The organism is Rothia gullae (assembly GCF_024294905.1).
In the GTDB taxonomy this organism is placed as follows: Bacteria; Actinomycetota; Actinomycetes; order Actinomycetales; family Micrococcaceae; genus Rothia.
In genome coordinates this window covers 117,551-130,417 of record NZ_JANCOC010000003.1, presented here as the reverse complement: position 1 = coordinate 130,417, position 12,867 = coordinate 117,551, and the positions used below count along the sequence as shown (strand labels likewise).

At 64.0% G+C, this 12,867-nt stretch carries 10 protein-coding genes; 8 read left to right on the top strand and 2 right to left on the bottom strand.

The window, feature by feature from the left end; all coding sequences use genetic code 11:
* Nucleotide 1 precedes the first annotated feature (1 nt).
* Entirely contained in the window at nt 2-817 is an 816-nt protein-coding gene (locus NML54_RS03215) for an NUDIX hydrolase (RefSeq protein ID WP_254755880.1), read from the top strand.
* Between the two features lie 127 nt (nt 818-944).
* On the opposite strand, the gene NML54_RS03210 is transcribed toward NML54_RS03215, so the two are convergent.
* On the bottom strand, nt 945-2,951 hold the full coding sequence (locus NML54_RS03210) for a bifunctional 3'-5' exonuclease/DNA polymerase (RefSeq protein ID WP_254755879.1): 2,007 nt from the start codon (nt 2,949-2,951) through the stop codon (nt 945-947).
* A 269-nt stretch (nt 2,952-3,220) separates the two neighbouring features.
* Here NML54_RS03210 and NML54_RS03205 point away from each other — a divergent pair, with 269 nt between their 5' ends.
* The 5 genes from NML54_RS03205 (at nt 3,221) to NML54_RS03185 (ending at nt 8,128) form a co-directional block, all read left to right on the top strand.
* Nucleotides 3,221-4,831: a TadA family conjugal transfer-associated ATPase gene (locus tag NML54_RS03205; protein ID WP_254755878.1), complete on the top strand. Its 1,611-nt coding sequence runs from the start codon at nt 3,221-3,223 to the stop codon at nt 4,829-4,831.
* A 42-nt stretch (nt 4,832-4,873) separates the two neighbouring features.
* Nucleotides 4,874-6,181: a type II secretion system F family protein gene (locus NML54_RS03200; protein WP_254755877.1), complete on the top strand. Its 1,308-nt coding sequence runs from the start codon at nt 4,874-4,876 to the stop codon at nt 6,179-6,181.
* 142 nt (nt 6,182-6,323) lie between these two features.
* Entirely contained in the window at nt 6,324-7,001 is a 678-nt protein-coding gene (locus NML54_RS03195) for a DUF4244 domain-containing protein (RefSeq protein ID WP_254755876.1), read from the top strand.
* Nucleotides 7,002-7,083: 82 nt separating this feature from the next.
* A complete protein-coding gene (locus NML54_RS03190) occupies nt 7,084-7,602 on the top strand; it encodes a TadE family type IV pilus minor pilin (protein ID WP_254755875.1) in 519 nt (172 codons plus the stop codon).
* A gap of 7 nt (nt 7,603-7,609) precedes the next feature.
* The gene (locus tag NML54_RS03185; RefSeq protein WP_254755874.1) at nt 7,610-8,128 is read left to right on the top strand and encodes an Rv3654c family TadE-like protein; all 519 of its coding nucleotides are present in this window, start codon (nt 7,610-7,612) and stop codon (nt 8,126-8,128) included.
* A 74-nt stretch (nt 8,129-8,202) separates the two neighbouring features.
* Here the strand turns inward: NML54_RS03185 and NML54_RS03180 are convergent, their stop codons facing one another.
* Entirely contained in the window at nt 8,203-10,998 is a 2,796-nt protein-coding gene (locus tag NML54_RS03180; RefSeq protein ID WP_371925783.1) for a DEAD/DEAH box helicase, read from the bottom strand.
* Between the two features lie 258 nt (nt 10,999-11,256).
* On the opposite strand from NML54_RS03180, the gene trhO reads away from it, so the two are divergent.
* Nucleotides 11,257-12,168, top strand: a complete 912-nt coding sequence (gene trhO, locus NML54_RS03175) for an oxygen-dependent tRNA uridine(34) hydroxylase TrhO (RefSeq protein WP_254755872.1) — start codon at nt 11,257-11,259, stop codon at nt 12,166-12,168.
* Nucleotides 12,168-12,665 carry a GyrI-like domain-containing protein gene (locus NML54_RS03170; RefSeq protein WP_254755871.1) on the top strand — a complete coding sequence of 166 codons (498 nt, stop codon included), beginning with the start codon at nt 12,168-12,170 and terminating at the stop codon, nt 12,663-12,665. The genes trhO and NML54_RS03170 overlap by 1 nt, the downstream gene beginning before the upstream one ends.
* Nucleotides 12,666-12,867: the final 202 nt, after the last annotated feature.

Sequence of the window (12,867 nt, the reverse complement as noted above, 5' to 3'; positions counted from 1 at the left end):
GATGAGCGCATTCGAGCAGTCGGTACAATCCGAACCGGCGCAATCCGAACAGGTGCAACCCGAACCGGCGGGGCAGGACGCGCAGCACCCCGCCCAGCAGGCACTGGCGGCTCTCGCAGAGGGCGGCGTGGAATTCGACATCCAAGCCCTGCTGCGCAGCGCACCCGCCAGCCCCCTCAGCAAAGAAGCCGCCGTGCTGATTCTCTTTGGTGTGCTCGACAACTCGCCATCCACCGGCGAATTTGACGGCTGCCCCGAAAACGTCAGCGCCGACCTGGATGTACTGCTTCTGGTACGTGCCGCAACCCTGCGCTCACACGCCGGTCAGCCCGCCTTCCCCGGCGGCAAAATCGACCCCGAAGACTACGCGCTCGCCGAAACCACCGGCGAACCCGTCGCCCACATCGCCGCCCTGCGCGAGGCGGTCGAAGAAACCGGGCTCGACCCCGCCGGCGTGCAGATCCTCGGCCAGCTACATACCCTGCCGCTACCCATCAGCAACTTCATGGTCACCCCCGTCATCGGCTGGTGGAACAGCCCCGTGCCCGTCGAAGTTGTCGACCACAACGAGTCCGCGCTCATCGCCCGCGTGCCCGTGCGCGACCTGCTCAACCCCGCCAACCGGCACACCGCCTACGTCAAACGCGGCCGCACCTCACACCGCACCCCCGCCTTCGAGGTGCGCATGCCCGGCGGCAAAGAATTCACCGTCTGGGGATTCACCGCAATTCTGCTGGACCGAATCTTCGAATCGCTCGGCTGGACCGTGCCCTGGGATCAGAAAAAGATGCGCCCGGCACCCGGCTATGAGGAGTAAAGCTCTTCGCAGAATAAACGCTTGACCAGTGGATATAGGGTGCAAATAGGGGCGGCGGGTAGCTTTATTGAATCTACCCGCCGCCCCTATTTTTGTCTTAATCCACCCGCAGATTATTCATCGCTGATTATTTACCGTCTGCGTAGTTGCGCACCCGCGCCACCGACACCGGAAAATCAACCGGCACTCGACCGAACAGCAGACGCGCCGCCTCCGCAGCGCCCTCACGCACAATACGCTTCACGCGATCCGCCTCCAGCTCGGGACCGCACAGCAGAAGCTCATCGTGCAAAAAATACACAATCCGGGTGCGCATCGGCATACCAAAAATCCGCTCCGACAACAGACGAGAACGCACCGCGCCCATCCAACACAGAGCCCATTCAGCCGCCGTACCCTGCACAATAAAATTGCGGGTCATGCGCCCGTGCGCACGCGCAGTCGACACCGCACGCGACTCAGCCGCCGGCGAAGACCGATCAGCCACAACCTCACGGAAACGCTCATCCACCGGCGGGGACGTACGACCCAAAAAAGTCGTCACCTGCCCGCCCGCCTCACCAATGCGCGCGGCATGCTCCGTAAAGTCCATTGCCTGCGGAAAAAGCGCCGCCACATGCGGCAACAGGGCACCAATCTCACCGCTACGGCCGCCATACATAATCGCCAGCATGCCCACCTTCGCGTGGGAACGCTCCGTCAAACCCACACCCTTCATGCGCGCCAGCTCGGCAATACCTGCATACAGGTCAGCGCCACGACCCGCCGAAGCGAGCGCCTCATCATGGCTCAACGCCGCCAAAATACGCGGCTCAATCTGCGAGCCATCCGTCACCGTCAGCACCTGACCCTCCGGTGCCTGCACCGCCTGACGAATCTCAGCCGGAAGCTGCAACGCACCACCGCCGGAAGCGCCCCAACGCCCGGTCGCAGCTCCACCCACCTCAAGATGCGGGCGGAACGCACCCTCAGAAACCCAAGTATCAGCCCATGTCCAGCCGTTAGCAGTCCAAATACGGTACAGCTTCTTATAGCGCAGAATCGGGTCAACCAGCGCCCAGCGCTTCTGCCGCTGAGTCGGAATCGCCTCCGCCCAACTCTTCAACTCCCACGAACGCGTAGACTTCACCGAAACCCCCGCAGACTGCAAAGCACGCAAAAGATCCTGCGGCGAATCCGGGTTCAACGACGGCATAAACAGCATGCGCTGAATCTGCTCCACCAACTCCTGCATCTTCTGCGGACGCTCCCCAAGCACCGGACGCGGCCCTAACAACTCGCACAGATGCTCATGATGCGCCTGCACATTAAACGGGATGCCGTAATAACCAATCTCAGCCGCCACCAACGCACCGGCAGACTCAGCCGCCGCCAAAAGACGCAGCCGCTCCGGGTGCCTCGACTCGCTAATAGCGCGCGCCTGCGCAAGCCACTCACGCATCAACACACGCACCACCGGATGCTCCGGCAGCAGAGTCACCGGGCCCGCCGCCAACTGCGGGGCAAAAGGCTCATGAGGCGCCGCCTCCAGAAAATCCGGGGAGGAATCAGCAGGAGAACCGGCGGGTGCGGCGGAAGAGGTAGCGGGTGCAGTCAAAAAATCAGCGCCGAACAGCTCCTCCTGACCCTGAATCTGCCGCGCCACCGGCAGATACCCCTGAGGCTCAGCCGCCTCACGCACATCAGAAAGATCCAGCACCGGGTTGTACTCCACAAAACCGCTCGGATGCGTAGCGGCAGTCGCCAAAATTCGCTGCACCAGACGCAAGTCATGGCACAGATGCACCCGCACCCCGCGGCGCAGAAGCATCGGGTCAACATGTCGGGTATCAGCCCAAATCCAGCGGGGGAAACGCGCCTGCGCCGAATCTGCCGCCCGCCGCTCCACCTCTCGCACATACGCCGGAAGATTCGCCGCACTCACCCGATCCGCCCGCGTAATCCGCGGAATAAAGGTCGGATCCTGCAACTGCTCAGCGGTCGGCGCCGAAAAATGAAAAGCACCCCACGAGGTCACCGGCTGAGCACCGCGCGGGGACGCACCCGCGGCAATAGCCGACGTGACCGGGTGCGCGGGGGTGCCGGTCTGGGCGGTAATACCCGCGCCGGTGGCAGGACTGAGCAGAACGTACATTCTTCCATTATCGGTGACCGGGTGCGAAGGCGCGCGGTTTGTGGTCGCGGGCGGGCAGTTTATGGAAGGGACGGGCTCGGGGTACATGCGAAAAGTACGACGGGAAGGGGAGGGGTGAACGCGTCGCGGTTTGTCATAAAAGCGCCGGATGCGTGCGTTTTGTTCGTTTGAGGTGCGTGCATCGTGGATATTTCGGGGTACGCGAGGGGTTATCCACAGAACGCTCATTCTTTTAAAAATCGAGGCGGGCGCAATGCTCTCCTAGAGCCATGAACCCCGCCATGAATCCCTCCAGCAATCCCGCCGGGCACCCTGCCAACAATCCCGGCAACCCCAACGGTTGCTCGCCGCGTGCCGCACAGGGCGTGAATCAGCCGGGCGCACAGAATACGGGTGTCCAGAACACCGGCGCGCACTCGCTACCCGCCCTGCTCATTCCCGAAGACTATCGCGCCCGCGCCGTCGCCCTGCATGCCCGCGAACTGATCTTGCGCTCGCCGCAGATGAGCGCTATTGCCCTGGGCGGTTTTAGCGGCGGGTTCAGTGGCGGACCCAGTAACGGATTCAGTAACGGATTCAGCGCCGGGGTCGAGAAGACAGGGGAGCAGCCGCCCGCAGAGAGTGTAGTCGCCGCGGGCGGCGCAAACACTGCGAGAGCCGGGGGCGGTGGGTTACTCCAAGAAGCCCAGCCCCTCCGCGAGATTCTCGAAAACGCAGTGGACGAGGCAATCTGCACCATCGACGGTGGACACCTAGGGAATACGAACGGAGAAGGAACGGGCCCAGACGGAACTAATGTGACGAAGCCCCGAAAATTCCGTGCCAAAACTGCCCCGCCCACGCCCGCCTCCTGGAGCTACCCCAGTGTGGAATACGTGCCCGTCAACCGGCAGACCGTGCTGCGCTACCTCGCCGCGGAACTCTACGGCCTCGGCGCCCTCGATCTGCTCCTTGACGAGGGGCAACGCGCCGGAACCATCACCGATATTTACGTGAACTCGCCCTGCGATATCTGGGTGGGCATCAACGGAACCACCCGCCCCGTGGCGCTGAGCCTCGGCAATGAGCGGCGCGTGCGTGACCTCGCCGAGCGGCTCATCCGTAGGCACGGCGGGCAGCTGGATGCCGCGCATCCGGCGGCTGACATCAGCGACGAGCACGGCAGGCGCATCCACGCGATTATCCCGCCGCTGAGCGAACGCACCCGGCTCTCCGTGCGCCTACCCGCCCGAGAACGCCCCACCCTGGCGCAGCTGCAGGCCGCCGGGCTGTGTGATGAGGCGACCGCCGCTTACCTGCGCCGCATGATTGCCGAACGCCGCGGATTCCTCATTAGCGGGGGCACCGGCACCGGCAAAACCACCCTGCTCAACGCACTGCTGGGGCTGTGTACGCCGCAGGAGCGCCTCATTTTGCTTGAAGACACCCCGGAGTTGGCGCCGCAGCATGAGCAGGTTATCTCCCTCAAAACCCGTGCCGCCAACTCCGAAGGCGCCGGCGAAATCGGGCTGGGTGAGCTGATTGTGCAGGCGCTACGCATGGGGCCGGATCGGCTCGTGGTCGGTGAGTGCCGCGGCGCGGAGGTGGTGCACCTGCTGACCGCCATGAACACCGGTCATCGCGGTGCCGGAACGACCCTGCACGCCAATAGCGCGCAGGCGGTGCCCCTGCGTTTGTGTGCCCTGGGTGCGCTCGCCGGACTGGATAGCAGAACGGTCGCTCTACATACGGCGACGGCTTTTGAACGCATTATCCACTTGGAACATCGGGACGGTCGCCGCCGCATCGAGGGTATCTACAGCCTGCAACCCGCCACACAGGGGAGTGAAGAGCACCTGCAGGTCAGGCGTATTTCTACTGGCTCTGAAGTTGGGTACTAGCCCCGAAATGGGGGGAAGCAGAAAACGTGAAAGGAGGAAGCAATGAAGCAGAAGGAGAAGAGCAACGGAAGCCTTCGCGAACGCTGGGCTACGTGCTGGACTGAATGCTGGACTGAGCGCCTAGCTGGGCGCATCGCCGGAGCAGTCAGTGCCGAGGAAATGCGCATGTGGCCGCTCACGCTACGCACCCTCGCCCTGAACCTACGCGCCGGCATTCCCCTGCAGGAGGCGGTGTACACCGACCCGAGCTCCGGGCAGCCCGGGGAGTCCGCGCAGTTCGGGCAGTTCGGGCAGGGCGAGCTGGGGCCGGGTACGGGGAAACCGTGCGCAAAGAGAAGCGCCCGGGCTCTACGTGTACGAGGCCTCTCGCCTCTTTCCGAAGACTACGGGCGCAAGCGGTGCGCCGAAGATATCCGCCGCTTCATGCAGACTCTCGCCACGGTTACCTCCTGGGGTGCCCCCGCGCACCTCGCCTGCGCCCAACTGCTCGAAAACAGCGCCCGGCTACGCCCGCACAGCCGCGAGCGCCTGCACGACCTGCAGCTGAGCCTGCGTATGAGCGAGAGCGCCGGTGCGCCGCTTGCCACGAGCCTGGAACGCGCCGCCGAACACGCCGAAGAACGCATTGACGCGCTCCTAGGTAGGCAGAGCGCCCTCGCCGCACCGCGCGCCACCGGCAGAATCCTCTCCTGGCTGCCGCTACTCGGCCTCGGCTTGGGGATGCTCATGGGAAGCGACCCCGTGGGCGTGTTGACCGGGTCTGTTCTCGGAGCGCTCACCGGTTTACTCGGGCTGGGGCTTGCCTTCGCGGGGCGCCGCTGGACCGCCTCGCTCGTGCATCGGGCGGAGGTGGAGAGCACAAGGCCGAGCACCAGGGTGGGGAATGCTGAATCTGAGACGGAAAAGTCTGCCTCGCCAACAGATGCTGCGCCCGTTGATACCGCCCTCGTGCTGGAACTACTCGCCGCGCAGTTGAGAGCCGGGCTCGCACCGCTCGCTGCACTGGGCACTCTCGCCGAGGCGCTCAACAGCCGAGCGTTGCACGCGGTCTGCCAGCGCCTACAGATGGGTAGCAATTGGGGGAGCGCCTGGTCGGGGTCCGCGGCGGGAACCTTCGGTGAGCTGCGGGATGCACTCGCCCCCGCCTACACGGGCGGCGCACCCAGCACGGCACTACTGCTCTCTCTCGCCGACGCGCACCGCCTCAGCGAACGCCGCGCGGCAGAACGCGCCGCCGGAAAGCTCTCCGTGGCGCTCGTGGTACCCCTCGGGTTGTGCTCGCTGCCCGCCTTTATCTGCCTGGGCATTGTACCCATCCTCATCTCGCTACTACCCACGCTGACCGGCTAAAGAACCAAGCCCATAAGCACTGTCGACTAGCCGAAATGCTGAAGAGTTTAGATCTTCGCTATAGACCTTCGCCCATCTGCAGCGAACGCGGATGAGCACCCACCCCGCCCTGAACGTTCAGGGCACAACGAAAGGAAAACCAATGACGAACACCCTCTGCGAAGCAATCCGCCACGACCTGCACACTGTCGATGCTCTGGTCAACGCCCCGGCCGGGGCTCCGCGTGAAATTCAGCCCGCCGCGCTCGGTGCCGTGCAGGGCGCTGAAACGCAGACCATTCTGGGCCCCGTGCCGCTGTCCGTTGCCATCGCAACCACCATGAAGCAGCTGCGTGAAGAATGCCCTGAGCTCTTCAGTGATACCGGGCTTTTCACTGATGCCGGGCTTTTCAGTGACGATGAACTTTCTCTCGGTGCTGAGCATAAGCATGCCAGCCCCAGGATTGACCCTAACGAAATGGAGATTGATATGAACACGGACCGTCTGAACCCCGAGCAGGCGCTGACCATTGCCCGCGCGCTCGCCGAGGGCTGCACCCTGGACGAATGTGGCGCCACCTGCCGCAGCTTGGGTGAGCACGCGCCCGACTGCGCCGAATATGTACCTGCTGAAGGCGACGAAAAGGTGCTCGAAGAGTACGCCCCGGCGGGTGACCCTGAGGAAGGCGCCTCCACCGCGGAGTACGGCATTGTGATGCTCGCGGCGGTCGGTTTCGCGGGCCTGCTGGTGCTGATTCTCAAGTCGGATGAGGTGCGTTCCATGCTCCTGGATATTGTCCGTAACGCCCTGTCGATTGCGGGCAATACGGGGCTGCTCTAGAACGTTTGGTAAAACCCGCCGTAGGGTTTGGCTCTAGGTTTTAGGAGCCCTGGAAAGTCAGGCTAGAAAGGAGGAATAAAGAATGAACGCTCATGTGAATTTGGGTGCTTTACGGCTCACTCGTCCCGCAGGAAAAGTCGGGGCGGGACCGGCACCCTCGACCCCGTCCAAGAGCCCAGCAGAAGAGGGCGTGATTACCGCCGAATTTGCGGTAGCCCTGCCCGCCGTGACGGTGGTGCTCGCCCTCTGCCTGGGTGCCGCCTCCACGGGGGTTGCACAGCTCAAGGTGGAGGAGTCTGCGCGAACGGCCGCACGAGCCGCAGCCCGCGGAGATTCCGAGGCACAGATTCGCTCCGCCGTCAGCCGCATCGACCCGGCGCAGAACGTGCAGATTTCCGTTTCTCCTGATGCGGTCGCTTCTGATGGTGCGGTCGCCGCGGATGCGGGGCGCGCCCGGGAAGTGCGCGTGCGGGTGAGTCGCCCTGCCCCCGGTGTAATCGGCTCGGCAACCGGCTGGGTGCTGCGGGCGGACGCCCACGCCCGCGTTGAAGGCGGCGGCGAAAAGGATGCTGAAAATGGTGCGGGGCATGAGGGTGAATAGAGCCGCTATGTGCCCCGCCCCGAAGGCGGCCTCCAAGAACCAACGCCCGGAGGAGGGTAGCGGCACCGTCCTTGCCCTCGCCATTATTGCCGCGCTGCTGGTGGTGACCGTGGTGATTGCCGGGCTCATTGGGGTGGTGTCCGCGAACCGCAGGGCGTCTGCAGCCGCCGATTTGAGCGCACTCGCGGCGGCGGATGCCTACCGTGGGCTCACTGAGGGCGACCCGTGCGCGGTGGCGGCTAATCTTGCCGAACGCCACGGTGCGCGCCTGGAATCCTGCGCGTTTCCGGATCGCCCTGAAACGGTGGAGGTGACGGTTGCGGTCCCGGTCGCAGGGCCCATGGGGATGCTGGGCCCTGCGAGGGTGCGTGCCCGCGCCGGGGCTGAGCACCCTGAAGAAGAGCACCTCGTGACGGGCAATGCGGAGGAACTGAGCCCCGATGAGGTCGCCGAGCTGGAGGAGGAGCTGGAATCTGGGCAGGACTCGGTACCCGAACCTCACGAGCCGGAAAACCCAGCCGACTAGGCTATTGGCACTCACCGGGAGTTGCCATCCCAACTCGCCCTACGCCCCCAACTCGCCCTACACCCTAGCGCGTTCTACGCCTCCGCCATGCTCCACAACATTGCTTGCAGTAGCGCCCGGGCGCCATGCTTGCTGAGCGGCTCGTTGCGGTTGCCGCACTTGGGGGAGTGTACGCAGGAGGGGCAACCGTTGTCGCATCCGCAGCTTTCGATGGCTTCGAGGGTGGCGCTCAGCCACTGCGTAACCGCGTTGAAACCGCGCTCGCTAATGCCCGCGCCGCCGGGGGCTGCGTCGTAGACGAAAATGGTGGGCTTGCCGGTGTCTACGTGGAGCAGCGTGGAGAGTCCGCCCAAGTCCCAGCGGTCGCTGGTGGCGATGAGCGGCAGTAGCCCGATGGCGGCGTGCTCGGCGGCGTGCAGGGTGCCGGGGCCGTCCTCTTCGGTCACGCCCGCGCCGAATAGGTAGCTGGGCTCGAAGGTGAACCAGACCGCCTCGGTCATGAGCACTTCCGGCGGCATGGGTTGCGCCTCTTCGCCCAGGTATTCGCCGCCGTAGACGGAGAAGCGCCGGTAGCCGGTGACCTGGTCGGTGACCTGAACCTGCCCGCGGTGCATGGTGAGCGGGGCGAGCTGCGGTTCGCCGGGAACAGGCTCGGTGGGAACAGACGCTCCAGGAGCAGCCTCGCCGGGGCCTTCTTCCCCCATGATGTTTTGTGCACCGTAACTAACCCGCGCACGCTCCGCCAGAATACGTACCTCGGTGCTCTCAATGGCGCGCGTGTAGTAGTCCGGGTAGACGCGGCTGAGCAGGATCACGCGCTCACCCTCGCTGAGGGACTCGACCACGTACTGCGCGTTCTGGTGAATGTAGATTGCGCCCGGGTGCCCCTGGCTCATGGCGTGTGCGGCGTCCATGGTGCCAACCAAGGTGCCGTCTTCGGCGTCGATGAGCTGGTAGGGGCCGCCGCCGGTGCCGCGGATATCGACCAGGTTGGCGGCTGATTCGGCGTGCGTCCAGTACCAGCCGTCCGGGCGGCGACGCAGGTACCCCTGCTGCACCATCCGATCCAGCAGAGCGGCGGTATGCGGTCCAAAGAGGCTCAACTCTTCGGCGCGGATGGGTGCTTCCTGCGCGGCGGCGCACAGCTGCGGTGAGAGAACGTACGGGTTTGTCGGGTCGAATACAGTCGCCTCAACCTCCTGCCCGAAAATCGCCTCCGGGTGGTGCGCCAGGTAGGTATCGAGCGGGTTGTCGTCGGCAATGAGCACGGCGAGCGCGTTCTGACCGCTTCGACCCGCGCGGCCCACGCGCTGCATGAAGGAGGCGCGGGTACCCGGCCAGCCCGCCACGAGTACGGCGTCCAGCCCGGAGATGTCGATGCCCAGTTCCAGCGCGGAGGTGCTCGCCAGGCCGAGCAGTTCGCCGTTGCGGAGTTTGCGTTCGAGTTCGCGGCGCTCTTCGGGGGTGTATCCGGCGCGGTATGCGGCGACGCGGTGGGAGAGGCCCGCCTCCACCTCGTTGAGGTAGCGTTGGGTCTTCTGTGAGAGGATTTCAACACTGCGGCGCGAACCGGCGAAAACCAGGGAGCGGGTGCGGGAAAGCACCAGGTCGGTGAGCATTTGTGCGCCCTGCTCCACGGGGGAGACACGGCGCGGGGCCTCCTGCTCAGCCTTCGACTGGACTGCCTGCTGCTGGGTGCTGCGGGCGCCCTTGGCGAGCTGATCGTGCGCCTTGGGCGACATGAATTCGGGCTCCCAGAGCGCTACGGTGGTTTCCCCGCGTGCGGAGGTGGATTCGGTAATGGCGGTGACCGCCTGCTGCGGCACGCCGATGAGCTTGGAGAAAGACTCGACCGGGTTGGAGCTGGTTGCGGAGGCGCCGTAGAACACGGGTACGGTGCGGTAGAGTGCGCAGACGCGGCGCAGGCGGCGCAGCAGGTTGGCGATGTGCGCGCCGAAAACGCCGCGGTAGCTGTGCGCCTCATCGAGCACCACGTAGCGCAGCCCGCGCAGGAAGGATGCCCACTGCCGGTGGTTGCTCAGGATTGAGTAGTTGAGCATGTCCGGGGTGGTGAGGATGAAGTTGGCGTGTTCGCGGATCCAGCGGCGTTCGCCGGTGGGGGTGTCGCCGTCGTAGCTTGCCGCGTGGAGCCCTGGCAGGTTGTAGGAGGTGAGGGCGGTGAGCTGGTCGGCGGAGAGCGCCTTCGCCGGTGAAATATAGAGAACGTTCGCTCTATTATTGAGGTTTTCTGCCACGGAATACGCGGAAGTTGAGCTCACCGGCTCGCCACAGGATGCACGATAAATAGCGTCCAGGGTGGGCATCAGGTAACTCAGAGTCTTGCCCGAGGCGGTGCCCGTCGCCACAATCACGTGCCCGCCGCTGCCGGTGCTCTTCGCATCTTCGGCGTGCGCGGGAACCGGCGCTTCAATGCGCCCAGCCTCAATGCGCCCCGCCTGCCAGCCGTAGCGCGCCGCACTCGCCGCCAGCGCCGCATCAAGACCCGCGTGGGCGGCGTCTGCCGCCTGCACCTGGTGGGCGTAGGGTGCGGCAATGCCGAGCGAGTCGAAGGCCTCCACCACGCGCGGATGCAACCACTGCGGCCACGGCGCGTAGCTCGCCTCCCTAGAGGCAATGGTGTGAATATGGGTCACCTGCTCGGGAAGGGTTCCGGTGCGTTCTACCTCCGGTAACAGGGATGCCAGCACCTGCTGTGCGCTCGCGGGTAGCTCGCGGTAGCGTAGCGTTTTTGGGCGCACCGCAGGCTGCCCCTGCGGCTGTTCGGGCTGGTGTACAGACTGGTGTGTGGGCTGCTGTTCGGGGTGCTGGTTGGGGTTCTGCGAGGAGGTGCTGTGGGGCATGGGTTCCATTGTAGAACGGTGGGCTAAAACCCGACCTGCCGCCGGTTACGCGCTACCCTGAGCGCCGGCTCCAAACCCGGCTCCAAACCCGGCTCCAAACCCGCTCGAACCCTGCCCCCGACCCCGAGTCTGACCCTGAATCTAACCCCACCCTAATCCTGTCCCAGAACCGACCCGGTACCGCTTCTGTGCTGTCGACCCCGTAGTCAGCGCGCACATATCAAAAAATTTGCATGCTTTAGACGTATATGACGATAAAATAGTTTCGTGGCTCAAAATAAGATTATTCTGTATTACCAGTTCGCCCCCATCGCCGACCCGCAGGCGGTCATGCTCTGGCAGCGTGCCCTCTGTGAGAAGCTCGGCCTGCGCGGGCGCATCCTCATTTCCAAGCACGGCATTAACGGTACCCTCGGTGGCGAAATCAACGCGGTCAAGGCGTACGCCAAGGAAACCCGCAAGTACCCCGGTTTCAAGAACATGGAGTTCAAGTGGTCCGAGGGCGGCGCGGAGGACTTCCCCCGCCTGTCCGTGAAGGCACGCGACGAGATTGTGGCTTTCGGTGCTCCCGACGAGCTGCAGGTGGACGAGAACGGCGTCGTTGGTGGCGGCGTACACCTGAAGCCTGAAGAGGTCAACAAGCTTGTTGAAGAGCGCGGTGACGAGGTGGTCTTCTTCGACGGCCGTAACGCGTTCGAGGCGAAGATTGGCAAATTCAAGAACGCTATCGTTCCTGATGTGCGCACCACCCACGACTTCATCCGCGAGATCGAGTCCGGCAAGTACGATCACATTAAGGACAAGCCGGTTGTCACCTACTGCACCGGCGGTATTCGCTGTGAGATTCTCTCCGCGCTCATGAAGAATCGCGGCTTCAAGGAGATCTACCAGATTGACGGCGGCATCGTGCGTTACGGCGAGAAGTACGGCGATAAGGAACTGTGGGAAGGATCGCTCTACGTCTTCGATAAGCGCATGCACATGAAGTTCACCCCGGACACCGTCACCATCGGCGAGTGCGAACAGTGCGGCGCCCCCTCGAACAAGTTCGAGAATTGCTCTAATGATTCTTGTCGTGAGCTGGTTCTGCTCTGCCCCGAGTGCGCAGCTGATGACGCGAAGCGCCACTGCGTGCCCGAGTGCTCGGTGGACCGCGAAGCAGCTGAGGCGAACGCCTAATGGCAGCCGCTAAGGGCGGCGCGGTTCAGATTTCTGAACCTCGCGTTGAGGAGCACCCGGCGATGGTTGTTGCTGGCGTTTCGCAGGTGTTCCCCCTGGATGGCGACTTCTCCTCGCTGTGGGATGAGCTGAATCAGAAGGCATCCCCGGCGATGCTGGATGTTCTGAACGTGACCCAGTACCTGGGCGTGTGTACTCAGCCGAACCCGAAGGGTCAGGTCCGCTACACGGCGGGTTTCCTGGTTTCGGAGTCGGCGAGCGCGGCGAAGCTTGATTTGGGTGTGCTGGAGTTGCCTGCGAGCACCTATGCGGTGGTTGAGGTGACCGGCCCGATTTCGGAGTCCATTCCGGCTGGCTTTGCGAGCTTTGAGGAGGCGTTCTTCGAGAAGAATCCGCAGTACCGCCCGGTGGGTGGTCTTGAGGTGTACGGTCGCGGCGATATGCAGGCGGCTGATTACCGTATGGAGCTGTGGGTTCCGCTGGCGAAGCGTTCCTAGGGCAGTTCGTTTCTGTCGTTTTAGTTGCATTTTTAGCTGTCAAATAGAAGGGCCCGGTGGTGCGATGTGTTTGTGCCGCCGGGCTTTTCTGTGCCCTTTTTCGGCTATATTTTGCGCCAGCATTTTGTGGCAGTATGCGTGCGCCGGGCGGGTGATGCGTGCGGCGAAAGGGGAGCGGTGCTCTGTGTGTAATACTCCAAAA

Bases quoted from the DNA above. Each gene is read 5' to 3' on its own strand.
- NML54_RS03215 (WP_254755880.1), top strand. From the start codon at position 2: ATGAGCGCATTCGAGCAGTCGGTACAATCCGAACCGGCGCAATCCGAA.
- NML54_RS03210 (WP_254755879.1), bottom strand. From the start codon at position 2,951: ATGTACGTTCTGCTCAGTCCTGCCACCGGCGCGGGTATTACCGCCCAG.
- NML54_RS03205 (WP_254755878.1), top strand. From the start codon at position 3,221: ATGAACCCCGCCATGAATCCCTCCAGCAATCCCGCCGGGCACCCTGCC.
- NML54_RS03200 (WP_254755877.1), top strand. From the start codon at position 4,874: ATGAAGCAGAAGGAGAAGAGCAACGGAAGCCTTCGCGAACGCTGGGCT.
- NML54_RS03195 (WP_254755876.1), top strand. From the start codon at position 6,324: ATGACGAACACCCTCTGCGAAGCAATCCGCCACGACCTGCACACTGTC.
- NML54_RS03190 (WP_254755875.1), top strand. From the start codon at position 7,084: ATGAACGCTCATGTGAATTTGGGTGCTTTACGGCTCACTCGTCCCGCA.
- NML54_RS03185 (WP_254755874.1), top strand. From the start codon at position 7,610: ATGTGCCCCGCCCCGAAGGCGGCCTCCAAGAACCAACGCCCGGAGGAG.
- NML54_RS03180 (WP_371925783.1), bottom strand. From the start codon at position 10,998: ATGGAACCCATGCCCCACAGCACCTCCTCGCAGAACCCCAACCAGCAC.
- NML54_RS03170 (WP_254755871.1), top strand. From the start codon at position 12,168: ATGGCAGCCGCTAAGGGCGGCGCGGTTCAGATTTCTGAACCTCGCGTT.